This is a genomic window from Acinetobacter sedimenti, assembly GCF_022601685.1.
GTDB lineage: Bacteria > Pseudomonadota > Gammaproteobacteria > Pseudomonadales > Moraxellaceae > Acinetobacter > Acinetobacter sedimenti.
In genome coordinates this window covers 35,356-58,712 of the sequence record NZ_JAKUML010000001.1, presented here as the reverse complement: position 1 = coordinate 58,712, position 23,357 = coordinate 35,356, and the positions used below count along the sequence as shown (strand labels likewise).

Genomic DNA, 23,357 nt, shown 5'->3' with positions numbered 1-23,357 from the left:
TCGTCTTTGCAATAATATTGTCATATTCTCGCTTTGTAATATACCTGTCATAAACAACAAGGCTGATTGCTGAAAACTTCTTAATTTCAGCGATCCGCTCAAAATATAAAATAGGTTGATATTGTGAAAGATGAATATATCCTCATCGTCGATGATGAGTTACCAATCCGTGAAATGATCCATACCTCGTTGGATATGGCAGGTTATCAATGCCAACAAGCAGGCGATGCAAAGCAAGCACATCAGATGATCGTAGATCAACGCCCTGCACTGGTATTACTGGACTGGATGCTACCCAATGGTGTCAGTGGCATTGACTTATGTCGTCGTCTAAAACGTGACGAAAGCCTCTCTGAAATTCCTGTGATTATGCTGACCGCACGTGGTGAAGAAGACCATAAAGTGCAAGGCTTGGATGCAGGTGCAGATGATTATATGACCAAACCATTCTCCACTCGAGAATTGGTGTCACGTATCAAAGCCGTTTTGCGTCGTTCAAATGCCCTAAAAGGCGAAAAAAGCATTGACGTCAATGGATTATTGCTTGATCCTGTCAGCCAACGTGTGAGCTTTGAAGGCACCAGTCTTGAGATGGGACCGACAGAATACCGATTATTGGCATTCTTCATGACCCACCCAGAACGTGCTTATACTCGTGCACAGTTACTCGATCAAGTGTGGGGCGGTAATGTCTATATCGAAGATCGAACCATTGACGTACACATCCGTCGTTTGCGTAAGGTGTTAGAACCTTTTGCTGCAGATCGTTATGTGCAAACTGTGCGTGGAACAGGCTACCGTTTTTCTTCCCGAACTGATATTGCGGTGGGCTAATCCTGCATGAGTGATTCCTCTTTTTTGCCTGATGACATCCAAGATGAACAACATACCGAACAACATAGTGCCTTAAAAAACTACATCTCCGAAGACATCCGCAGACTGATCTTGATTCTCATCATTTCAGGGCTGATCGGACTCGGGATTGGGCACTTTATTTTGTTCATCGCTCTAGGCTTAATGTTTTTTTTCGCTCTACAATTTCGCTCGCTGTATTTGGTCAATCAATGGATTAGTCAACACTCCAATGAACCACCACCTGAACTTTCAGGGATTTGGAGTGCGCTGTTATTCAACGTCTATCGTGCTCAGCGCCGTGAACGCACGCTCCAGGCGGAAATGGTTGGGCTGATTGATCGCGCGCAATCCTCATTGATGGCACTGGAAGAAGCCGTGGTACTCATTGATGAAGAGCATTGTCTAGAATGGTGGAATCCAGCTTCTGAACGCCTACTCGGTTTAAAACTCGGTGATCGTCGCCGTCAAGTGCTCACAATACTGCGTAACCCTGAATTTATTAAATATTTTAATCATGTCGAAGATCATCCCAATGGTCTGATTTTGCAATCTACTTTACAAGAAGGACGCTTTATCCAAGTCAAAATTACCCGTTTTGGCTATGAAAGTCGCCTACTTGTTGCCTATGATGTGACGCATATCCGCAAGCTTGAGCAAATGCGTAAAGACTTTGTCGATAATATCTCGCACGAATTGCGCACACCGCTCACGGTGCTAAGTGGCTACATCGAAACCTTGTCAGATAATGACGATATGCCACAGCGCTGGCGCCGTGCCTTTGATCAGATGCATCAACAAGCCCGCCGTATGAATGCGTTGGTCAATGACTTACTTCTCCTCTCTCGCCTTGAAAATGAATCTTCAAAAAGTAAAAATCAAATCGTCAATATGGCTGAACTGATGAATCAACTATTTGACGATGCGCAAGGCTACAACACCGAATTTGGGCATTCTGTCCATCTCAATCTCGAAAGTCACAATGACATCATCGGCTCGGATATAGAGCTTGCCAGTGCTTTTGGCAACCTCGTCACCAATGCCATCAAATACACGCCGAACAATGGCGACATCACCATCTCTTGGCAAGACCGTGGCGACGTGTCTATCTTCTCAGTGCAAGATACAGGGATCGGTATTAGTCCAGAGCATATTCCACGTTTGACTGAACGCTTCTACCGTGTCGATAGTGGTCGCAGTCGTGAAACAGGTGGTACAGGGCTTGGTTTAGCCATTGTGAAACATGTCCTCGCACAACACGAAGCACATTTGGAAATCGAGTCCCAAGAGCAAATGGGTTCGACCTTTAAAGCGGTTTTTCCAAAGCATCGACTGCAACCACCTGAGTAATACCCACTTTCTAAAAAGATTTTGCAATGATCAAATTCAACTTGAAACTGATCTTTTTGCCCTCATTTCAAAAAAATTCAACTTTTTAAACGCAATGTATTTGTGAAATTAAGAACACTGAGAATGCTATGAACTATCGCTGTCCAAAATGCCAAAGTACCAAGATCATGCCTGTGGCATCCGCTTCAGGACCTCGCCCAAATATCCCAAAAAGTTTGCTGGTTCTTGTGCCTAGCATTTTACTTTTAGTGGTGTTGGTATTGATTAGTATCGTATTTTTGGTGATTGGGAAAGATGCCGGGACAGTGTTGCAAAGTGCAACCATCATTGTTTTTCTTATCTGCTTGGTGTCAGGATTTTTGTTTTGGCGTGTCTTGCCTGATTTTAAAATCACCATGCAAAACTTTATGCAAGATCAAAAGCAGTGGAAATGCCGTCAATGTAATAACGAATGGCAAAATTAAATTCTTAAATGATGTTTCGCTCTAAAATGTGGATAGCTGTTTGTATATAAACATATTGTGTATAAATAAGAAGTTATCCACAGATTCTTATGAGTGTTCCACAATCGTCCGAAAGGTTAGATTAATCCGTGCATCTGCAACTTTTTTAGTCGGTGGCAAGCGATGAAGCCAATGGCTTTGCGTGGTGTCTTTCATAATCAGTAAACTGCCATGCACCAATAACAATTCCACTTTTTCTTTTGTCGTTTTATGTTTAAAGCAAAATTTTCGTTCTGCACCGAGAGTGAGTGAAGCAATTGCGCCATTTTTCTTGAGGTCAGTTTCGCCGTCGCTATGCCACGCCATGCCTTCTTCACCTGAGTGGTATAGGTTCAATAAACATGAATTAAAGGTTTCACCTGTGATGGCTTCGATGCGTTGTTTTAGTGCCTGCAATTCTGCTGTCCACGGCAACGCATAACGGTTCACGCCTGAATAGGTATCTTCAAAGGCATGGTCGCCGTACCATGCCACTTTGCGCTTGGTGATCAGCCGTTTGCCGTAGATCACCGCTTGATCATGTTTCCATTCGACCTGATTGAATAAACACTGGAAATAATGATCTGCTTCGGTTTCAGACATGATTTTGCCGTAGTACAGCACCGTGCCGTCATAGGGCAGGTAATTCTTAGTAGAATCAAGAACATCATCAAATAGCGTCATGTTGCTCATGCTGTAACTCCATGTTGAGCGAAGCGAAATATGCCAAAAAAGTCCACAAAGTGGCCGTGATGTTTCATACATGAACTACGATAGTTATAGTTTAACAGAGATACAATTCATTGAAATACTTCATAAAAAAATTGAATTTCGGATAAGGTGTATTATGTTAATTTTAAATTAACTGAAAAATATTTTTACTAAACTTAGTTATTTAAAATAATCCTGAGAATAATTTAGCTAGACCTAAACCCTGTTTAAATTTTTGAGTCTTTTCTATATCTCGAACTTTTGATATTGCATCTTCATGTCCAACAAGAGCTGCTTTTTTATAGTGGAAATAAGCTTTATTTTCATCTATTAAACAAGTATTTCTTCCAAATAAATAATACTCACCTAAGTAATAATTAGCCTCTTCATATCCTAATTCTACAGCCTTATTGAAAAGATCAAATGCTTTATGAGCATACAATGTACTTTGATTACCACCAACTTTAAATAAGAGCTTGTAATACAAAGATCCAGCTGAATTTAAAGATTTCCCTGAATTAATTTTAATTAATTGCTCTTTAATAATTTCTTCTGCTTTCTCTAAATTAACATTTACATATTGCCCCTCAATATACATATTTGCTAGAGCTTCTATAGCTGATACATTCTTCTTTGCAGAAAGTTCAGAGAACATATCAAAAGCTTTTTTCCCATTTTTTTCAGTTCCTATTCCATATAGAAATAAACAAGCTAAACCGAATCTGTTTTGAAGGTCATTTGGATTGGTTTTTTCTACTTCAAGAGCATTTTTAAAAACTTGACTAGGATCCATTTTATAAACCAATAAATTTTTGTTTTATAATTATATTTAATGTTTTTATAAAATTCAATTAATAAAATAAAATATCCCATTTAACATAATGTCGCTTATGCGAAGTCGACTTGTAACTCCAAAATTGAAATGCCCGCTTTAAGAATATGCGATTTTGCAATTTTCTTATCGGGCGGTTTAATATGTTTGTGTCTATATCGCATACGTCTACTGATAAAATTATGTATAACGCTCATCCAAGTGAAAAACTAATTCACGCTTTCCGCCAAAAACCTTATCAGGGATGTTGTCCTACTCAAGCAGAGTTTTTATTTATTGGTTTAGATGCCAATTACGCTCCCAATATTGAAGAACAAAAAATATTTTCTAAAATCATTGAATATCATGAGGATGCTATTTCATTTTGGCAGAAATACAATGTACATCATCCTTTTTTATTAGATGGATATAAAGGAGATGGGCGAAAATACCATAAAGAATTTTCGAAAATTAGACTTTCTTGCAAAGATGCTTCTCGTATTTCATTTATCGAGCTTCTTCATCTTCCCACAACTGGTAGAAATGATTTGAAAAGCTCTGATCTTGATAAAAATCATCTACAATACATTCATAAAGCCATTTTTTCAGAACACACTAAAGCTGTATTTATCTCTGATGCTGTTTTTAAATTAATGAAAAAAACATCTATATTTTCATGGATGAATGATGCTAAACAAATAGAAGGACATACTCTTAAAGTTTTTCATGAAAAAAAACCTTTAATCTATAAGCATTTACATTTTTCAACTTATGGAAAGTTTCAAGCTCAAAAGGAGGAAGAGATAAAAGCAATTCATGATATTATTCTAGGATCAAACATCAGTGATTTAACATAAAATTCATATACGAAACGTATTCAGTCCTGAATCTCAAACATAGCACACCCTACCTGACATGCCCAATAATATTACCATCAGCCTTATACATTCTAGTACTATCTGCTTTCATTTGTTCATAAAATCTTTCATGCACTATACAATAACCTTGATCATAAAGCATGTTTTTGCGCTCCTTCCCAACCGATCAACACCGTTTTACGTTCTGTACCCCAACGATAACCACCCAATCCACCCGTAGATTGAATCACCCGATGACACGGAATCAACACCGCCACAGGATTACGCCCAATCGCCGAGCCGACTGCACGTACTGCCTTGTCTTGTGCAATATCATGTGCAACCTCGCCATAACTCACCACTTCGCCCATCGGAATCTTGAGCAAACTCGACCAGACTTTGAGCTGAAAATCAGTCCCTTTCAGATGCAGTTTTATTTGCTCAATTGACCGATTTTCATGGTTAAAAATCGCTAAGGCTTGCGCATGAAAACCTGTTTCCTGCTCCACAAACTGTGCATTGGGAAACTGCGCAATGAGCTGTTGCAGTGCGCTCTCTCGATCTTGAATAAAGGTTAAATGACAAATGCCTTTTGTAGTTGAAGCAATTAACACCTCGCCAAACAAAGTCTGAGCAAATTGATAAGCGATTTCCAAGTCTTTTCCACCATGTTTATATTCCGCAGGGGTCATGCCTTCGATCTGCACGAATAGATCATGCAGACGACTTGGACTCGATAAACCAGTCGCATACGCCGTATCCAATACCGACTGTGCATTGTCTTGACGCAGTTGGCTTTTGGCATAATCCAAACTCAGATATTGCAAAAATCGTTTCGGACTGGTGCCAACCCATTCGCTAAACTCCCGCTGAAAATGTGCAGGACTGAGATGCACTTGCTCGGCGATTTTCTCAAGTGACGGTTGCGCCTGAAAATTAGCTTGGATATAGGCGATGGCTTTTGCCATGCGTGCATAATGTGCGGTGTCTGACATCATCGTTTACCTCTGACATTTTGAACTAGCTTAACAACTCGCCCAGTTTGATAAAATCCAAATCATGCGCATTTCACCCACTATTTCACCTTAGATAAAACATTTATAAACATAAAATCACGCAGAGTCGATTGCCTTTTTGGTGCTAAGTTTTTATAACTAAAGGAGTTGAAACGATTTTAAATATATAGGAAAAGTCATGACTGATAACAGCCCACTTAACAGTACAGCAGAAAAAGCCATTCGTATCCGAGAAATCCAATATCAAGATAGCACAGGACAGAATTTAGTCGGATTGTTTGCCTATCCAGAGGGTGAAAGTAATCTCGCTGCCGTTTTAGTCTATCCCGAATGGTGGGGACGCAATGACTATATCGAAAGTCGTGCCCGAGAGCTTGCAGAATATGGCTTCGCCGCACTTGCCATTGACATGTACGGCGACAAGAAAATCGCCGAAGACGCCAGTCAAGCCAATGAATACATGATGGCAACTTTTGAACCTGAGAATGTCATCGTCGATCGAGCTACGGCAGCACTCAATACCCTTCGAGAGCAACCTGAAGTCGATGCCAGCCGTATCGCAGCGATTGGTTTTTGCTACGGCGGAAAAGTTGCACTCGATTTGGCACGTTCGGGTGCCGAGTTAAAAGCCGTTGCAACATTCCACGCCAATCTCAGCGCACAAACTCCTGCACAAGAAGGCACATTCAAAGCGGAAGTGGTGGTCGCACATGGCGAAGAAGACAGCATGGTCAGCCTAGACGATGTCGAAGCCTTCAAACAAGAAATGCAAAACGCCAAAGTGAAGCATCGTGTCGACCTTTATCCAAACGCAAAACACGGTTTTACCAACCCTGCCGCCGATGAAAACGCACGCAAGAATGACGTCGATCTAGGCTACGATGCACTTGCTGAAGCCGAATCAATGGATGCGCTGTACGCATTACTTGATCGTGTCTTGAAATAAAACTCGGGAACGGCTTTGCATCCTAAAACGAACATTTAAAAATTCAGACAGCTAATGCTTTTGCGATTTTTTGCCAACTGATTGGCAACGCATAGCATTAGCTTACAATTTTTCAATGATAAATATTTGTTCAACCCGCCGCTTATTTTATAAACAATAAAACAGCATATGTGTTGAGGAATAACCATGAACATCATGCAGGATTGCCCTTTTTGCCAAGATATTGATGCCAATGTGATTTATCAAAATGAGTTTGGTCGTATCATTTATGATGAAAATCCAGTGTCCAAAGGACATTGCCTCATCATCCCACATCAACATATCACTTCATTTTTCGATGCCACAGAGGAGGATCGCAAAGCCTTTATGATCTTGCTTGAACTGGCAAGAAATGAAGTCAAAATGGTCTATCAACCTGATGGCTTTCACATCGGATTTAGTGATGGACAGATCAATGCAGGAAGCATTGAACATCTCCACATTCATTTGATTCCACGCTACGCCCACCAAGCTTTACACCTCGATGAACGTTGGGGAATGAAAGTTGACAGTCAGTTGATGGCTTAGTGTATTGTCAAAAAATCTAAATATAATAAATAGTTGATCATTAGAAACGACTATTTGGCTGTTGTAGAAATTCTAATTCTGCGGTGGTCGACTCACGTTGTAATATCTTATTGCGATGTGGATAGCGTCCAAATTGGTCAATAATGTCTTTGTGCCGTTTTTCAAAATCTAAAGTCACATCATCGCCTAGACGTTGAAAGAGCTTGTAGCCAAACTCATGCACATACGCCGACTCGCTATGCATAAAAGGCATGTAGAGAAACTTGCGCTGTACAGGATCGAGTTGTTGATCTAACTTGAGCGACACCGCTTCTTGAGCGAGTGCCAATGCCATTGCATCTTGCGCAAAGGCATCAGGATGATCACGAAACAGATTGCGTGAAAACTGATCAAGTACGATGATCTCTGCCAAGCGCCCTTCTACACAACTACGCCATCCCCATAGCTCGCATTGTTTGGCACGTTGATGTGTATTGGCAAATTGCTCATTGATTTGTTGATCAAAAGCATCGGACTTTTCAAACCAAAAAGGTTGATGCGCTTCATCAAACCAAAAATCTAAGACGTGCTGTGCTTGCATTGTTTTACTTCCTTTGCACATGATTTTGCATACGTTGAACAGGTCATTCATAATCACAAATTTACGCTGTTTTATCTTATGCCTTTGTGTTAAAAACTGATGCAATATTTTAACGTTATTGAATGAACCGTACAGAATACGGTTTTCTTCATATCAGTGATTTCGGCTATAATACAATGCTGATTCGCCAGTTGCCTTTGAGATCTTTATGTCAACACCATCACATACCGCACAGCACGCCATTGATATGATCAACACAAAATTCGATGTGAATGTATTACAAGGCATGCAACGTGGTATTGAGCGTGAAAGTCTACGCATGCAAGCCAATGGCTACCTCTCGCAACAGGCGCATCCGATGGCACTGGGCGCTGCTCTGACGCATCCATCTATCACCACAGATTACTCAGAAGCACTGCTTGAATTCATCACACCACCGACCAAAAGTATTGCTAATACATTGAGTATTTTGAAAGATATTCATACTTTTACTTATCAAAATCTCCCTGAGGGTGAAAGTCTGTGGTCGTTATCGATGCCATGTATGCTCGATAGTCAAGATGAAAATATTCCGATTGCACAATATGGCTCGTCCAATCTTGGGCAGTTCAAAACGCTATATCGTAAAGGTTTGGCAGTACGCTATGGTCGTCGTATGCAGACGATTTCAGGCGTGCATTACAACCTGTCTTTTCCCGATGAGCTCTTCGAAGCATTACAATTACAAGAAACTGATTTAGCGTTAAAAAACCTCAGCCTACAAGACTATCGAAGCCATCGCTATTTTGGCTTGATTCGCAACTTCTTACGTCATATTCCATTGGTGATTTACGCACTTGGTGCTAGTCCAAGTATTTGCCGTTGTTTTGTGACTGGTCGTGAACACAATTTGCAAAAGTTGATCAAAGGCACAATGTACTTACCCTACGCCACGGCGCTACGTATGGGTAAACTCGGCTATCAAAACTCAGCACAACGCCAACTTGGTATTCATTACAACAACTTAACAGGCTATCTTGCAGGAATTCGTGAAGCGACACAATGTAGCTATCCTGAATTTACTGCGCTTGGCTTAGATGATACTGAGGGCAATCCTGTACAGATCAATGATCATGTACTGCAAATCGAAAATGAATATTACAGCGTGATCCGTCCAAAGCAGACACCTCAAGCAGGTGAAAGCCCATCAGATGCCCTACAAGCACGTGGTGTTGCCTATGTCGAACTGCGAGCTGTCGATGTCAATCCATTTAGCCCGATTGGGATTAATGCAGAGAGTGCAAGTTTCCTAGAAACTTTGGCACTGTATTGCTTACTAAATGACAGTCCAGAAATCAGTGAAAATGAACAAGCCATGCTTGATCGCAATCAAGCGTTGGTGGTCGAACGTGGTCGTGAGCCAAATCTAGAAATTGAACAACTCGATGGCACGATCAACTTCCAAGCGTGGATGCAACAGCAACTACAGGCTATGCAATATTGTGCGATTGCACTTGATCAAGCGTTATCGAATAATTCGGAAAAGCTATATCAGTCTGCCTTAAATCTCATGCTTGAACGTAGCAATGATCCTGCAAAAACCATTTCTGCACAGATGCTTGAACAGACTCGTGAGTTAGGTGGGACTTGGGCGTTTGGCGCAAATCTTGCCAAGCAATACCAAGATTTTTATCAATCACATCATTTAGGCCCTGAAACGCTCAAACAGTTTGAGCAAGATGCAGTCGAATCATTACAATTACAACAACAACTCGAATCTCAACCACAACCGAGCTTTGCGGATTATCTCAAACCATATCGTCGTTTGGCGGAGCAACATTCATGCGTATCAGCTATCGTTTAGGTCATACTTTACTCTTTATCGGCAGTGTCATCGGCATTGCTTTTGCGTTATTTTTGGAACATATACAAGGTTTAAACCCTTGCCCACTGTGCGTATTTCAACGTGTCGGCTTGATCGGCATGGGGCTATTTAGCCTGATTGCCTTATTACACAATCCAATGAATAACTGGCTAAAACGCTTTTATGGACTTCTTTCAACCCTAGCGATTGGCTGGTCAGTGGGTGTTGCAGCTCGCCATGTTTGGCTTCAACATTTACCCGCAGATCAAGTGCCATCTTGTGGTCCTGGTTTAGACTATTTGGTTGATGCATTACCGTTTCGTGCAGTATTGCAACAAGTGCTGTCAGGTTCTGGTGAATGTGCGGTGATTGATTGGACGTTCTTAGGTCAGTCATTACCGTTTTGGTCGTTGGTTTTCTTTAGCGTATTATTGCTTTTAAATCTTTGGTTATTGTTTAAACCATATCGTTAATTGACATTTTTTAGTGATTTTTCCAAAGCCACATTTCTAGATTGAACTGTGGCTTTTTTAACATAATTTATTTTTCATCATGGGTAATTTCCGCTAAGCTGAATGATATGTGTGGAGATCAAGACATGTCATCATTTCAACCGATTAAAATCATTCAAGGCTTAACAATTTCTATTGTTTTGGCAACGCTGGTCGGTTGTGCAAGTACGCCGAAACAGCCTCGCACCTTCAACCAACTCGGTCAATTCCAAGAAATTCCGCTCAATCAAAATAGCTATCGTATCGGCTTTCGCACCCATCCCGATGCGTCTTTTGGTTATGCCGAAGAGGTTGCACTGCTAAAGTCTGCACAAGTCACCCTGCAGCAAGGTTTTGATTCTTTTAAAGTAATTGATGATCCGACAAATCGCTTGAACCAACAGCAACAACAGCGTCAAACCGTCGTTTATCCAAGCCGACCGTATTATTCATCATATGGATTTTACGACCGTTTTTATGATCCATTTTATCATCCGTATTGGCACGATCCTTTCTATGACACACCTTATGTGGTCAATGTCGATCCTGTTGAAGTCGCCTATACTATTCAAATGTTTAAGACCGATATGGCACCTGCGGATGCTTTCGATGCACGTCGTATCCTGCAAGCCATTGGTGAAAAATATGGACTACGCCCTGACGGTTCGGTGATCACACCACCACAAAATACACAAGGCGCACAATAAAAATATGCCATAGGATGGATTGCCAATGACAGACTACCCACATGATGAGGTTGAAGTTCCAAGCTTAGATCGCTCAAGAAAACTGGCGACCATTGCCTTAATTGTTGCCATCGTGTGTTGGATCATCCTGATGGTCTTGGCAAAAATCTTTCCTGATTATGTTTGGCTCATTCATATTTTGATGCTCTCTGCCGAAGCAGGTGTCGTCGGTGGACTCGCCGATTGGTACGCCATCACTGTGCTATTTCGCAATCCATTTGGCAAAATTCCACTGCCAAAACTGCTTCGTGATCACACCGAAATCATTCCACGAAATAAAGCGCGTATTGCTGAGTCAATGGGACGTTTTGTTCAAGAGAATTTCCTCTCGCCTACAGTCGTTCAAAGTAGTTTAAATAAAATTGACCTTAGTCTTGCAGTTGGACAATGGTTACAACAACAGCAAAATAGTCAAAAGATCGTCGATGTCGTACAGTTCGGTGTACCTAAAATTTTTGAATTTGTTGAACAACATCAGATTAGTCAATTCATTCAAGACAATAGCATTCAATGGTTAAAAAATACCAAGTTCAATCACCTACTCAGTGAAATGCTTCGTGCGGTCTTAGACAATGACTTTCATCAAGAAATGCTACAACGTGGCTTGGATATGGCACACAATTGGGTACGGAACAATCCTGAACGCACCTACCAACTCACTGAAAAACTATTTTATGAATTGGGTGTCGGCACACTTGCCAAAGGTGCGACGTGGATTGGTATCGACGTGCAACAGCGCACGATTAATGCCTTTATCTCAAAAGTTGAACAGATGCTAGGCAATCCTGAACATCCGTGGCGCATGCAACTAGAAGAACAAGCACGTCGTATCATGGAGCAACTCGCAGACAATGACAGTGAGCTTAGTATTCAGCTGGATGACAGTAAAAATCAACTGCTGGAAAGCCAGCAATTGGTCAACTTTATTGGTAGTTCAGTGGCGATCCTCTGCCAAGCGATCAAACAAGATCTGGAACAAGAAAACTCAGGCATTGCGAGTAATCTTCATGCAGTGATCATGCAACTCGGACAAAATGTCGAGCGCAATCAAGCCGTTCGTGAAGTTTTTAATCAACGCTTTAGCCAAATCGCTGTACAACTCAGCAACGACTATAGTGACAAGGTGATTCGCTTTATCAGTGAGCGTATTCATGAGTGGGATTCGCATGAGATGATAGACAAGATCGAAACCGAAGTCGGTGGCGATCTACATATGATCCGAGTTAATGGTGTGGTGGTTGGTGCCTTTATTGGACTATGTTTGGGGATATTCCGTGCTTTGGTCGAGCACTTTATCTAAATATGTTTTGAGTGCTATTTCTCAAACAATTTAGCACTTTCAATCTCAAAACTTCTCAGTTATATTTTTAAGGATAAATTTTACATAGCCCAAAACGAAAACAACCCCGACATCCTGTCGAGGTTACTTTGAATTCGGCTTGAGTCGCATCCTGCTAACTCTGTACATCCTGTACTTTGCGTTGGAAACATCCTGTCTCGCAATAAGTTTATAATAGAAAATTATTTGACTTTCGCAAAGACGACAAATGCACTTCATCACGTAAGCATTTGCTTACAAGAGCAACGTAGCTCAGATTTTTACTTCTACACGGTATTTACGTTTTTGTTCATTGTTTATAACAGGTAGTGTAGATTGTTCTTATAAGATATAGCTTAAATTATTTAGGTTACAGTTTGATGATGATTCGATTTTTTAGTTTGGTGCTACTTTCTAGCACGATAATCGCATGTAGTTATATCAACAATCAGCCAGATTCCTTGGACAAATCTTCCACAGATCAATCCCAAGCGACACCATCCAATCCAATTGAAAATACTTCGGCGAATGATTTGAAAGATAGTGGTTTGAAAGATAATGATTTAAAAGATGATGCGACCAAAGACCGTGAATTAGCACGCTATCTATTACCGACAGTGATTGAGCATAGTTATGGGAAAACGGATTATCTCGAAGCATGGCGGGATCTCAACGGCGATCAGATCAAAGATGTGGTGGTGCTATTGCAAGGTAATGAGTGGTGTGGCTCAGGTGGTTGCACCATGTTAATTTATCATGCCAAAAATGATCATAGCTTGAGTTTGATCACGAAAACCACTGTGACCAATACACCGATTTATCAGCTATCGACTAAGCAAAATGGCTGGTCTGATCTATCGGTATATAGTAAAGGTGTTGGTCAGGTGAAGTTCTCTTTTGATGGGAAATCTTATCCAAGCAATCCATCATTAGAAAAGCCATATCAAATCCAAAAAGTTGATCAACAATTAGAATTGAGTGAACCAATAAAGCTCAACTAACATTGTTTGTTTAAGACTAATAAAATTTATCTGAATCGTAGAAGCGTCAGTCGCATTGTTCGAGGTCAGGACACCATCTGTAAGATGATGTTCTTAACACTGTTAGGATAAATTCTGGTATATGACCGAGTTTGCGGCTGACAAATGGTTTTGCCTACTTTTCCCGAAAGAAAAGTAGGTCGAACCGAAGGTTAATCGTGACACACGAATATAAGCAGTAGATCTATTTAGAACAATTATATTCTTCAGCACATTTTACCAGTCGCCTTTGGCGACTGGTAAAATGTGGGAAGTTTAGGGGCACGCCCCTAAAACCCCAAAAACACATTTCTAAGAAGAATATTATTTCAACAATAAGCTATTGATACGCTTCACATATTCCGCAGGATTATCAGGTAATCCACCTTCAGCAATCAAGGCTTGGTCAAAAATCACATTGGCTAAATCGTCAAACTGCGCACTGCCTTCGAGCTTTTGTACCAATGGATGTGACGGATTGATTTCCAAGATCGGTTTGCTTTCAGGCACCGCTTGACCTGCATCTTTAAGCATACGGATCAACTGCGGAGAAAGCTCGCCATCACCTGTCACCAAACATGCTGGAGAATCCACCAAACGACTGGTCAAACGTACTTCTTTGGTTTTATCTTTCAATGAATCACTGAGTTTTTCCACGACGGGTTTGAATTTTTCAGTCGCTTCATCAAGCGCCTTCTTCTCCTCAGCATCTTGTAGATCACCCAAATCAACTGCACCTTTGGCAATGCTTTGCATTGGTGTACCGTCAAACTCATGTACGAAATTCATCGCCCATTCATCAACACGATCCGCCATGAGCAAGACTTCAATGCCTTTTTTCTTGAATAATTCAAGCTGTGGCGAGTTCTTCGCAGTGGTCAAGCTATCCGCAGTGACGTAATAAATCGCCTTTTGCCCTTCTTTCATATTGGCTTTGTAGTCTGCCAATGAGGTGCTGATCTCGTCATTATTCGAAGTCGCAAAGCGCAAAAGTTTTAAGATACGTTCACGATTACCAAAGTCTTCACCCAAGCCTTCTTTGATCACTGAACCAAATTCCGCATAGAAGGTTTTAAATTTCTCTTGGTCTTTTTCATCGTCTGATTTTGCCAAGCCATCAATCATGGTCAAGACACGGCGTGCATTGCCTTCACGAATGGTTTTCACATCTCGGCTTTCTTGCAGTAATTCACGACTCACATTCAGCGGTAAGTCGGCACTATCCACCACACCTTGGACAAAACGCAGATAATTTGGAATTAGATTGTCCGCATCGTCCATAATAAACACACGTTTCACATAGAGTTTGATGCCTGCTTTCGACTCACGGGTAAATAGATCGTACGGTGCTTTGCTTGGGATATAGAGCAGTTGCGTATATTCGGTGGTGCCTTCAACACGGTTATGTGACCATGCAAGTGGCTCATCGAATGCGTGGCTGAGGTTTTTATAAAACTCAACATATTGCTCATCAGTCACTTCTGATTTGCTCCGAGTCCACAACGCACTGGCTGAGTTGATCGCTTCCCATTCATCGGTTTTGACCATCTCACCGCCTTTGCTCGGCTCTTCACCCTCAGCAGTTTCTTCTTCCTGCCACACTTCTTTTTGCATTTCGATTGGCAAGCTGATGTGATCAGAATATTTATTGATGATCTGCTTCACTTTATAGCTTTCAAGATAGTCGAGCGCATCATCACGCAAATGTAAAATGATGTCTGTGCCACGACCTGCTTTGTCGATTTGAGTCACTTCAAAATCGCCTGTACCGCCACTCACCCAACGCACGCCTTGATTAGCTGGCGAGCCTGCACGGCGTGACTCTACGGTGATTTTATCGGCAACGATAAAGCCTGAATAAAAGCCGACACCAAACTGACCGATGAGCTGTGCATCTGACTTTTGGTCGCCTGTGAGCTTCGACATGAAGTCTTTGGTGCCTGATTTTGCGATCGTACCGAGGTTATCAATCGCTTCTTGTTCACTTAGCCCGATCCCATTATCAGAGATGGTAATGGTTTTATTGTCTTTATCAAGGCTGACACGAACACGGAGGTCAGGCGCATCTTCGTAATATTCAGGATGGTTTATGCCTTCAAAGCGCAATTTGTCGCAGGCATCTGAGGCGTTGGAAATCAATTCACGCAGGAAAATTTCTGGATTGGAATACAAAGAATGTGTGACTAAATGCAGTAGTTGTGCAACTTCAGCTTGGAAGCTGTGTTTTTGTGAGGCATTTTGCTCGCTCATTGATGAACTCCTTTAAATTTTTGCAGTAAAAATATTTGAATGAGTCATCAATGGCGATGATGGCATGGTTTTTCAATAGGAAGAATGTGCAATTTAATAAAGAATTAAAAAATTATTTTAGTATTCTATTTTTTGGATATAAAACGCTGGTTTTGAATCATCTAACTCATCATCCATAAAAATTAGCTCCCAATTTTCACTAGAGAAATGGAAGTCACAATATTCCCAATAACAAATTTCTTGATCAAAAACATTCATCATTGCGACAATAGCCATAGGATATAAAATTGAAAAATCTAAATTATACGCATAAGCAATAATATCTCCTGCATCATTATACCCCTCTGAAAATAATTGAAAACTCCTCCAAGATTTATTCTTCAATTTGTCTAGATATTTTGTTGCAGTTAGTGAGTTTTCGTCTACCACTACATTTGCATTCTGACATTCTTTGATAGACTTTTTAATCCGCTCATACTCGTCATCCCAATACATCTCCCATAAATCGTACATTACAGGGATAAACTTATCTTTTTCAATTCCAGCATCACAATAAATGGTGCTCCAAATACTTATATCCGTCATTGCGAGAAGATCATTGTAGGATTGGTTGTCAATGCAATCTTTTAGATTTTTTATTTTTCCTTCAAAAGTATCTACAATGTAACTTTCATTATTTATATAAAAATAAACTTCCTCATCCCCAGTACAAACTTCCAAGCCGTGCTTATCGAGTTCATTTAAAAAAAGAAATCTTTCAATTGTATTTATAAATTCTGCATATTTTGGAATATCACTATCTATATTATTATAATCAAACAAAAACTCATCAACCTTATTCAATCCACCTTGTTTGATTAAACACTTTATTTCTTCTACAGCCTCTGTCAGCTTATAAATATCACAACTTTGCATTACACTAGATATATAGTTCAATAATTTTTCGAATAAAAAATAACGTCTATCTGTCCATTTCAGACGATTACGATCATCATCCCAATCTGAATTTTTTGGCTTATAAGAGAGTTTTATATTTTCTGAATAGTTTTCCGTATTTACAATAAGTTCTAATCCATCAACCTCACTATTAATGATTTCGCAATATGAGTCGTCTTCGTCTACTTTTTCACTCAAATCAATCAGGTCTGTAGAATTTTTGAGATCAATATCTACATAGATTTTGCTACAGGATAAGGTTTGTTCGAGAGCGTGTTTAGATAAAACTGTGAGTTGATTACCATAAGGAATTTGCAGTTTCCACATTTTGCGAGTTGGCTTGATCGAATCTCCGTTCACCTCTCCCCAAAACATGCTATCACTTAATGGGTCATGCAATATGACCAGAACAGGTATTCGGAAGTTTAACCAATACAATTTATGGCGTTCTTCGAAGTAAAATGTTAATCCTGTTTTAGTTTTTCTAAAATTTGAACTACCACCTTTGATCTGCAAAGCAATCAACTGCCCCGTCGGTCTACCATTCTTAGCAACCTCAACTAATGCATCAATTCCGAAATCTGAATTAGCTTGTTCTCTAAAAATCCAACCGAGTTGAGTAAAATAATTAGCTACAGTGTATATAGCTGTCCTTTCCGTGATCGAGTTTAACATTTAAGTACTTCCAATCAACTATGGATTAACCCAATTTTCGAGTTGCAGTGCAGGCACACGTTCAAATTCTTTTAGATTATTGGTCACCACGACCAAACCCTTACTTCTCGCATGCCCTGCAATGTGCAGATCATTATCACTGATGAGTTGTCCTTGCTTACGCAAATAGGCTTTGATATTGCCATACTGCATCGCCGCTTCTGCATCATAATCCAAGACCTGTAAGCGCGACAAAAAGTTCTCTACCACCTTCATGTTATGCGTAGGATTGGCACTATTTTCTGCACCGTAGATTAATTCTGCAACGGTGATACTGCTGACACAAATCTGCGTTGCGACCGCATTAAATCGTTCACGCATCTGTTCAGGCTTGTGTTTAATCACATAGATGGCAATGTTGGTATCGAGCATATATTTCAGCATCAAAATGACTCTCGGATACTTTCGATTTGCTCGCCACGTTCAAAATCATCCATTACTTTTAAGTTTTTATCCGTAAAAAAACTATCCCACACTTGATCCACAGGACTAATCACCCGTTCCACACCAATTTTTCGCACATAGACATTTTTAACCTCTGAAGAAAAACGAAATGTCGCAGGCAGTCGAACGGCTTGGGTGCGGTTGTTCATAAAAATGGATGTTATTGTCATAATATGCTCCTCTTCTTAAATACCGTGCAATATACATAGAGTATATACCACTACATATGCAATATCTAATTTCTATCTTAAAGAATTTGCATAAAAAAACGCCCACATTGTGAGCGTTTCTTTTAGCCTAATTAAGACTTATTTCTTGTCGTCATTCACTTCAGTGAACTCAGCATCTACCACACCATCATCGGCTTTTTGCGAACCACCAGCTTGTTGGTTGAATGCGTTTGGATCAAAGTCCTGTGCACCCGCACCGCCTGCTGCACCTTGTGCTTGTTCATAGGCACGTTGTGTGATCGGCATCAAGATGTTTTGTAGTGCTTCAGTTTTCGCTTTGATCTCGTCCGCATCATTTTCTTTGGTTGCTGCTTCTAGCTCAGACACTGCGGTTTCGACTGCTGTTTTTTCTTCATCAGTCACTTGCTCGCCGAGGTCTTTCACCGCTTTTTGTGCGCTTGAGATCAAGGCATCTGCTTCGTTACGTGCTTTTGCCAATTCTTCAAACTTGCGATCTTCCTCAGCATTCGCCTCAGCATCTTTGATCATTGCTTCGATTTCAGCATCAGACAAACCAGAGTTTGCTTTAATTTGAATCGATTGCTCTTTACCAGTGCTCTTGTCTTTTGCAGATACTTTCAAGATACCATCAGCATTGATATCGAATGACACTTCGATTTGCGGTACACCACGTGGCGCAGGTGGGATATCACCCAACTGGAAGTTGCCCAACAATTTGTTTTGTTGTGCCATCTTACGCTCACCTTGATAGACCGAAATGTCTACCGCAGGTTGGTTGTCCGCTGCTGTTGAGAATACTTGAGATTTCTTCGCAGGAATCGTGGTGTTTTTCTCAATGATTGGTGTCAACACACCGCCCATCGTTTCGATACCGAGTGTCAACGGTGTCACGTCAAGAAGAAGAACGTCGTTCTTGTCACCAGACAATACCGCACCTTGAATCGCTGCACCAATCGCAACCGCTTCGTCAGGGTTCACGTCTTTACGTGGCTCTTTGCCGAAGAATTCTTGTACTTTTTGTTGTACAAGTGGCATACGAGATTGACCACCGACCAAGATCACATCAGAGATTTCTGAAGATGATAGACCAGCGTCTTTGAGTGCGATACGGCAAGGCTCAATGGTACGTGCAACAAGGTCAGCAACTAAGCTTTCAAGTTTGGCACGTGTCACGTTGATCACCAAGTGTTTTGGACCAGACGCATCAGCAGTGATATATGGCAAGTTGATCTCAGTCGAAGTCGAAGAAGACAATTCGATTTTTGCCTTTTCCGCTGCTTCTTTAAGACGTTGCAATGCCAATGGATCATTTTTCAGATTCACGCTTTGGTCTTTCTTGAATTCTTCAACCAAGTATTCAATCAATGCGTTGTCAAAGTCTTCACCACCGAGGAATGTATCACCATTAGTTGACAATACTTCGATCTGTTGGTCGCCGTCTAAGTCAGCAATTTCGATGATTGATACGTCAAAAGTACCACCACCCAAGTCGTATACAGCGATTTTACGGTCGCCTTCTTTCTTGTCCATACCGAATGCAAGTGCCGCAGCAGTTGGTTCGTTGATGATACGTTTTACGTCTAAACCTGCGATTTTACCCGCATCTTTAGTCGCTTGACGCTGTGCATCATTGAAGTATGCAGGTACAGTCACGACTGCTTCTGTCACGGTTTCACCAAGATAGTCTTCCGCTGTTTTCTTCATCTTTTTCAAGATTTCAGCAGAAACTTGTTGTGGTGCAAGTTTTTTATCATTTACATCCACCCAAGCATCACCATTGTCTGCTTTGATGATTTTGTAAGGCACAAGACCGATGTCTTTTTGTACCGCTTGGTCTTCATAACGACGACCGATCAAACGCTTGATGGCGAATAATGTGTTTTTCGGGTTGGTGACTGCTTGACGTTTTGCAGATTGACCCACCAAGATTTCACCGTCTTTATAAGCGATGATTGATGGTGTGGTACGTGCGCCTTCAGCGTTTTCAATTACTTTGACTTTATCGCCTTCAAGTACCGCAACACATGAGTTGGTTGTACCTAAGTCAATACCGATAATTTTAGCCATTTGATTTGTTCCTCAATAATTTTGAATCCCCTCTTGCAGAACAGCGTTCTTCACCTTTGGCAAAGGGGATGAGAAGCGATGCTTCGAAAAGGGATTTTCTTGTTATCCGATATGAGAGCATTTGTTTTTTTTTCAAGTCAATGTGCTGAAAAATTTCTACAAATGCGCTCGATTTTTCTGCTTACTGACCGACTGTAACCATTGCAGGACGGAGCAATCGACCTGATAAGGTATAGCCTTTTTGCAACACGTTACCGATCTCGCCTGCTTTGGCATTTGGGTCAATACCGACCGCTTGATGTAGGTCTGCATTAAAGCCATTGTTGACATCGACCACTGCAATCTCATGCTTTTCTAAGGTGCTGAGTAACGATTTCAAAGTCAGTTCGACACCTTCAAGCAGTGGCGTTTTTTCTTCACCTGCGGCTTGGATCGCACGTTCAAGGTTATCTACTGAATCAAGCAAGCCTTTGGCAAATTTTTCTAAAGCAAATTTTTTCGCTGAATCTGCTTCACGTTCAAGACGTTCTTTGACTTTTTCAGATTCGTAAATGGCATTGGCAGCACGGGCTTTTTCGAGCTTTAGGCTTTCTGCCAATTTGCCAATTTGCGCTTGTAAATCTTCTACTGTCACTTCTTCAGCATTTTCATTGGTTTCTGTATTTTCAAGATCTTGTTCTTGATCTACAGTCTGATCTTGAGCTTGCTCATTGTGCTCAGTTGACATTGATGTTCTCCGTTTAAAAAAATCAAACATATGCAGTCCTCGAAACGCTGTTGCGATCAAACATGATGCGAAACTGCAGTGTTCATCTAAAAATTAAATAACGATTGCTTGATGAGTATGGGCTAAGCAGGTGAAATTCAAGCAGGGAGATCGCTTGAAAGCTGAATTTTTATGATTTTTTTGAAATTAAAGTCAATTTTGATCATGCGAATGGTGATTTTGCACCATTCGCAACTTGTAAAACGGATAATTTAACCAATCTGAATATCGGCAGATGGATATTGCACACGGCTTTTCTTCGGTGTGGCGATCAGATAAACCAAAGTCAACGGTCCAAGACGCCCTGCATACATCAAGAAAATTAAGGTCAATAAGCTACCATCATGCAACTGCGAGGTAATCCCTCGTGATAACCCAACGGTACACGCCGCCGACAACACTTCAAAGACTACGTCGATAAATTCCATCTCTGGCTCAAAGATGAGCAATAAAAACATGCCAAAAATAATGAAAAAACAGGTGATCAGCGTCACCGCCAATGCTTTAAAGGTCAACTCATGAGAGATCGAACGCTTAAAAATACTGGTTTCATTATTACGACGTAAAAATGAAATCACGCTCAGCAGTAAAATCACAAATGTCCCGACTTTGATACCGCCTGCGGTACTCAGCGAGCCTCCACCAATGAACATGAGGAGCATCATGAGAAAGGTTGAGGCATTGGTCATCGACGCAGTATCGACACTGTTAAAGCCCGATGATCTTGGCACAGTCGCCTGAAACCACGCATGGGTGGCTTGTTGTGCGGTATTCATATTGCCAATGGTATTTGGATTATTCGCTTCAAGTGCCCAAAGTAAAACGAAAGCAACGAGGTTAATAATCAACACACTGGACAAAATGACTTTTGAATTGATGTTGAGCTTACGCCACACCTTCGCTTGCTTGATGTCCATAAATACTACAAAACCAATTCCTCCCAAGATGTACAGGGTACTGACCGTCATGCAGAGCAAAAAGTTGTTCTGAAACTCCATCAAGCTGTTATCAAATAAAGTAAATCCTGCATTGTTAAAAGCAGACACACTATAAAACAATGCGTAATAAGCACTATGCGTTAAACCAAACTGGGGATACCACGCCACCAGTAAAAAGATAAACCCAATCAATTCAAAAAAGAGTGTATAGATCAACACGCCTTTGGCAACGAAAGTGACATTGTGTAGACTGGTTTGCCCTAAAGCGTTTTGCGCAAAGATTTGCTGTTTCAGTCCGATCTTGGGGGATAGACTCAGTGCCGCCAAGATCGCAAAAGTAATAAACCCTAAACCACCTGCTTGGATCATCAGCAAAATCATCAACTGACCAAACACGGTATACGTTTCATTGATAGAAACCACAGACAACCCTGTAATGGTCACCGCAGATGTCGCTGTAAAAAATGCCGTCATCAACGACAGATCGCCATGATGCGACACAGGCAACATCAGCAAAATCGTCCCCATCACAATAAAACTCAAAAATCCCAATGCCAACATACTCGGTGGGCTGAGATTGACGATTTTATTCTTCAGGTTGAGTGCATTCATGGCGAGATACTTTGATGGTTTTTTTAAAAGTAGTTTTTAAACTTTTAAGAAGCGATTGGAGAGTTTTTTCAACTCAACTAATGGTCCTTCCAAGACCAAAATATCATTCAATTCTAGGGTAAACTCAGGATCAAAAGTACATACCACTTTTTGCTGTCGTTTCAGTAAAACGATGGTGATGTCATTCGCCTTGTTAATCAGTCCAAGTAGATTTACACCACGCAAATGCAGTGGAATCACCACTTTGACGATGTAATGATCATCACCAAGCGACATATAGCGACTGACCCACGGATAGTTCAAGGCTTGTGCGACCCGCACACCCATGTCTTCTTCAGGGTGAATGATTTTTTTGATTTTAAAATGTGACAAGATCATATGATGCGCATTGGTTTTGGCTTTTGCCAAGATATTTTCCACACCCATATTTTTTAGATGCAAAACACACAGAATACTGGCTTCGATGTCTTCACCAATAGCGACCACCACCGCATCGCTACTTTGAATATTTAGCTCTTTTAGCACGGTTTCATCGGTGGCATCAGCGATCACCGCATGCGTTAGTTTTTCGGAAATATTCTCAACATTCTTTTTGACCAAATCAATGCCAATCACATCATGCTTGAGTGCGGCAAGCTCGGTTGCAACCGTTGCACCAAAGCTACCCAATCCGATCACTGCAAATTGCGCCATGAAATACTACCTGTGTTATATCTATTGTCGCTCAACTTTCAAGCGCACGTATTTTTGAGAAAAATATAGCACATCCAATCCACTAACCCTATTTACCTAACGCAAGAATTTGTACTAGATTCATTGCCGTAACGGTTTTTCTCCATTGGCGTTTTCT

General features: G+C 40.9%; 23 protein-coding genes. 11 read left to right on the top strand and 12 right to left on the bottom strand.

Features of this window, described 5'->3' with window-relative positions; genetic code table 11:
• The first annotated feature begins 123 nt into the window (after positions 1-123).
• The 3 genes from phoB to MKI79_RS00300 all read left to right on the top strand — a co-directional run bounded on the left by phoB (position 124) and on the right by MKI79_RS00300 (position 2,666).
• On the top strand, positions 124-834 hold the full coding sequence (phoB, locus tag MKI79_RS00310; RefSeq protein WP_241569932.1) for a phosphate regulon transcriptional regulator PhoB: 711 nt from the start codon (positions 124-126) through the stop codon (positions 832-834).
• A gap of 6 nt (positions 835-840) precedes the next feature.
• Positions 841-2,202 (top strand): phosphate regulon sensor histidine kinase PhoR, encoded by a 1,362-nt coding sequence (gene phoR, locus MKI79_RS00305; protein WP_241569930.1) that lies wholly within the window; start codon positions 841-843, stop codon positions 2,200-2,202.
• A 128-nt stretch (positions 2,203-2,330) separates the two neighbouring features.
• A complete protein-coding gene (locus tag MKI79_RS00300) occupies positions 2,331-2,666 on the top strand; it encodes a hypothetical protein (RefSeq protein WP_241569923.1) in 336 nt (111 codons plus the stop codon).
• Positions 2,667-2,753: 87 nt separating this feature from the next.
• Here MKI79_RS00300 and MKI79_RS00295 read toward each other — a convergent pair whose 3' ends face one another.
• Positions 2,754-3,368: an alpha-ketoglutarate-dependent dioxygenase AlkB family protein gene (locus tag MKI79_RS00295; RefSeq protein ID WP_241570235.1), complete on the bottom strand. Its 615-nt coding sequence runs from the start codon at positions 3,366-3,368 to the stop codon at positions 2,754-2,756.
• Positions 3,369-3,579: 211 nt separating this feature from the next.
• Positions 3,580-4,188 (bottom strand): tetratricopeptide repeat protein, encoded by a 609-nt coding sequence (locus MKI79_RS00290; protein ID WP_241569922.1) that lies wholly within the window; start codon positions 4,186-4,188, stop codon positions 3,580-3,582.
• A 221-nt stretch (positions 4,189-4,409) separates the two neighbouring features.
• Between MKI79_RS00290 and MKI79_RS00285 the strand changes: the two genes are divergently transcribed.
• A complete protein-coding gene (locus MKI79_RS00285) occupies positions 4,410-5,063 on the top strand; it encodes a hypothetical protein (RefSeq protein WP_241569920.1) in 654 nt (217 codons plus the stop codon).
• 152 nt (positions 5,064-5,215) lie between these two features.
• On the opposite strand, the gene MKI79_RS00280 is transcribed toward MKI79_RS00285, so the two are convergent.
• Entirely contained in the window at positions 5,216-6,061 is an 846-nt protein-coding gene (locus MKI79_RS00280; protein ID WP_407651512.1) for a bifunctional transcriptional activator/DNA repair enzyme AdaA, read from the bottom strand.
• Between the two features lie 196 nt (positions 6,062-6,257).
• Here MKI79_RS00280 and MKI79_RS00275 point away from each other — a divergent pair, with 196 nt between their 5' ends.
• Entirely contained in the window at positions 6,258-7,025 is a 768-nt protein-coding gene (locus MKI79_RS00275) for a dienelactone hydrolase family protein (RefSeq protein WP_241569916.1), read from the top strand.
• Between the two features lie 186 nt (positions 7,026-7,211).
• Positions 7,212-7,592: an HIT family protein gene (locus tag MKI79_RS00270; RefSeq protein WP_407651511.1), complete on the top strand. Its 381-nt coding sequence runs from the start codon at positions 7,212-7,214 to the stop codon at positions 7,590-7,592.
• A 40-nt stretch (positions 7,593-7,632) separates the two neighbouring features.
• Here MKI79_RS00270 and MKI79_RS00265 read toward each other — a convergent pair whose 3' ends face one another.
• A complete protein-coding gene (locus MKI79_RS00265; RefSeq protein ID WP_241569915.1) occupies positions 7,633-8,172 on the bottom strand; it encodes a DUF924 family protein in 540 nt (179 codons plus the stop codon).
• A 208-nt stretch (positions 8,173-8,380) separates the two neighbouring features.
• Between MKI79_RS00265 and gshA the strand changes: the two genes are divergently transcribed.
• The 5 genes from gshA (at position 8,381) to MKI79_RS00240 (ending at position 13,571) form a co-directional block, all read left to right on the top strand.
• Positions 8,381-10,015, top strand: coding sequence for a glutamate--cysteine ligase (gene gshA / locus MKI79_RS00260; protein ID WP_241569913.1), 1,635 nt, complete (start codon positions 8,381-8,383; stop codon positions 10,013-10,015).
• Positions 9,994-10,488 (top strand): disulfide bond formation protein B, encoded by a 495-nt coding sequence (locus MKI79_RS00255; RefSeq protein WP_241569911.1) that lies wholly within the window; start codon positions 9,994-9,996, stop codon positions 10,486-10,488. Before gshA ends, MKI79_RS00255 begins: the two co-directional genes overlap by 22 nt.
• Positions 10,489-10,613: 125 nt before the next feature.
• A complete protein-coding gene (locus tag MKI79_RS00250; RefSeq protein ID WP_241569909.1) occupies positions 10,614-11,213 on the top strand; it encodes a CC0125/CC1285 family lipoprotein in 600 nt (199 codons plus the stop codon).
• A 25-nt stretch (positions 11,214-11,238) separates the two neighbouring features.
• A complete protein-coding gene (locus MKI79_RS00245; protein ID WP_241569907.1) occupies positions 11,239-12,552 on the top strand; it encodes a DUF445 domain-containing protein in 1,314 nt (437 codons plus the stop codon).
• A gap of 398 nt (positions 12,553-12,950) precedes the next feature.
• Positions 12,951-13,571 (top strand): hypothetical protein, encoded by a 621-nt coding sequence (locus tag MKI79_RS00240; RefSeq protein WP_241569905.1) that lies wholly within the window; start codon positions 12,951-12,953, stop codon positions 13,569-13,571.
• A gap of 342 nt (positions 13,572-13,913) precedes the next feature.
• Here the strand turns inward: MKI79_RS00240 and htpG are convergent, their stop codons facing one another.
• The 8 genes from htpG to MKI79_RS00200 form a co-directional block, all read right to left on the bottom strand.
• On the bottom strand, positions 13,914-15,839 hold the full coding sequence (htpG, locus tag MKI79_RS00235; protein WP_241569903.1) for a molecular chaperone HtpG: 1,926 nt from the start codon (positions 15,837-15,839) through the stop codon (positions 13,914-13,916).
• Positions 15,840-15,956: 117 nt separating this feature from the next.
• The gene (locus MKI79_RS00230; protein ID WP_241569900.1) at positions 15,957-17,450 is read right to left on the bottom strand and encodes a DUF4365 domain-containing protein; all 1,494 of its coding nucleotides are present in this window, start codon (positions 17,448-17,450) and stop codon (positions 15,957-15,959) included.
• 18 nt (positions 17,451-17,468) lie between these two features.
• Positions 17,469-17,861 carry a type II toxin-antitoxin system tRNA(fMet)-specific endonuclease VapC gene (vapC, locus tag MKI79_RS00225; RefSeq protein ID WP_407651510.1) on the bottom strand — a complete coding sequence of 131 codons (393 nt, stop codon included), beginning with the start codon at positions 17,859-17,861 and terminating at the stop codon, positions 17,469-17,471.
• 11 nt (positions 17,862-17,872) lie between these two features.
• Positions 17,873-18,103 (bottom strand): type II toxin-antitoxin system VapB family antitoxin, encoded by a 231-nt coding sequence (vapB, locus tag MKI79_RS00220; RefSeq protein WP_241569896.1) that lies wholly within the window; start codon positions 18,101-18,103, stop codon positions 17,873-17,875.
• Between the two features lie 138 nt (positions 18,104-18,241).
• The gene (gene dnaK, locus MKI79_RS00215; protein ID WP_241569895.1) at positions 18,242-20,191 is read right to left on the bottom strand and encodes a molecular chaperone DnaK; all 1,950 of its coding nucleotides are present in this window, start codon (positions 20,189-20,191) and stop codon (positions 18,242-18,244) included.
• Positions 20,192-20,372: 181 nt separating this feature from the next.
• Entirely contained in the window at positions 20,373-20,918 is a 546-nt protein-coding gene (gene grpE / locus MKI79_RS00210) for a nucleotide exchange factor GrpE (RefSeq protein WP_241569887.1), read from the bottom strand.
• 251 nt (positions 20,919-21,169) lie between these two features.
• On the bottom strand, positions 21,170-22,507 hold the full coding sequence (locus tag MKI79_RS00205) for a TrkH family potassium uptake protein (protein WP_241569885.1): 1,338 nt from the start codon (positions 22,505-22,507) through the stop codon (positions 21,170-21,172).
• 36 nt (positions 22,508-22,543) lie between these two features.
• On the bottom strand, positions 22,544-23,200 hold the full coding sequence (locus tag MKI79_RS00200) for a potassium channel family protein (protein ID WP_241569884.1): 657 nt from the start codon (positions 23,198-23,200) through the stop codon (positions 22,544-22,546).
• Positions 23,201-23,357: the final 157 nt, after the last annotated feature.

Coding starts and splice junctions, on each gene's coding strand:
- phoR (WP_241569930.1), top strand. CDS start 841: ATGAGTGATTCCTCTTTTTTGCCTGATGACATCCAAGATGAACAACAT.
- MKI79_RS00300 (WP_241569923.1), top strand. CDS start 2,331: ATGAACTATCGCTGTCCAAAATGCCAAAGTACCAAGATCATGCCTGTG.
- MKI79_RS00295 (WP_241570235.1), bottom strand. CDS start 3,368: ATGACGCTATTTGATGATGTTCTTGATTCTACTAAGAATTACCTGCCC.
- MKI79_RS00290 (WP_241569922.1), bottom strand. CDS start 4,188: ATGGATCCTAGTCAAGTTTTTAAAAATGCTCTTGAAGTAGAAAAAACC.
- MKI79_RS00285 (WP_241569920.1), top strand. CDS start 4,410: ATGTATAACGCTCATCCAAGTGAAAAACTAATTCACGCTTTCCGCCAA.
- MKI79_RS00280 (WP_407651512.1), bottom strand. CDS start 6,061: ATGATGTCAGACACCGCACATTATGCACGCATGGCAAAAGCCATCGCC.
- MKI79_RS00275 (WP_241569916.1), top strand. CDS start 6,258: ATGACTGATAACAGCCCACTTAACAGTACAGCAGAAAAAGCCATTCGT.
- MKI79_RS00270 (WP_407651511.1), top strand. CDS start 7,212: ATGAACATCATGCAGGATTGCCCTTTTTGCCAAGATATTGATGCCAAT.
- MKI79_RS00265 (WP_241569915.1), bottom strand. CDS start 8,172: ATGCAAGCACAGCACGTCTTAGATTTTTGGTTTGATGAAGCGCATCAA.
- gshA (WP_241569913.1), top strand. CDS start 8,381: ATGTCAACACCATCACATACCGCACAGCACGCCATTGATATGATCAAC.
- MKI79_RS00255 (WP_241569911.1), top strand. CDS start 9,994: ATGCGTATCAGCTATCGTTTAGGTCATACTTTACTCTTTATCGGCAGT.
- MKI79_RS00250 (WP_241569909.1), top strand. CDS start 10,614: ATGTCATCATTTCAACCGATTAAAATCATTCAAGGCTTAACAATTTCT.
- MKI79_RS00245 (WP_241569907.1), top strand. CDS start 11,239: ATGACAGACTACCCACATGATGAGGTTGAAGTTCCAAGCTTAGATCGC.
- MKI79_RS00240 (WP_241569905.1), top strand. CDS start 12,951: ATGATGATTCGATTTTTTAGTTTGGTGCTACTTTCTAGCACGATAATC.
- htpG (WP_241569903.1), bottom strand. CDS start 15,839: ATGAGCGAGCAAAATGCCTCACAAAAACACAGCTTCCAAGCTGAAGTT.
- MKI79_RS00230 (WP_241569900.1), bottom strand. CDS start 17,450: ATGTTAAACTCGATCACGGAAAGGACAGCTATATACACTGTAGCTAAT.
- vapC (WP_407651510.1), bottom strand. CDS start 17,861: ATGCTCGATACCAACATTGCCATCTATGTGATTAAACACAAGCCTGAA.
- vapB (WP_241569896.1), bottom strand. CDS start 18,103: ATGACAATAACATCCATTTTTATGAACAACCGCACCCAAGCCGTTCGA.
- dnaK (WP_241569895.1), bottom strand. CDS start 20,191: ATGGCTAAAATTATCGGTATTGACTTAGGTACAACCAACTCATGTGTT.
- grpE (WP_241569887.1), bottom strand. CDS start 20,918: ATGTCAACTGAGCACAATGAGCAAGCTCAAGATCAGACTGTAGATCAA.
- MKI79_RS00205 (WP_241569885.1), bottom strand. CDS start 22,507: ATGAATGCACTCAACCTGAAGAATAAAATCGTCAATCTCAGCCCACCG.
- MKI79_RS00200 (WP_241569884.1), bottom strand. CDS start 23,200: ATGGCGCAATTTGCAGTGATCGGATTGGGTAGCTTTGGTGCAACGGTT.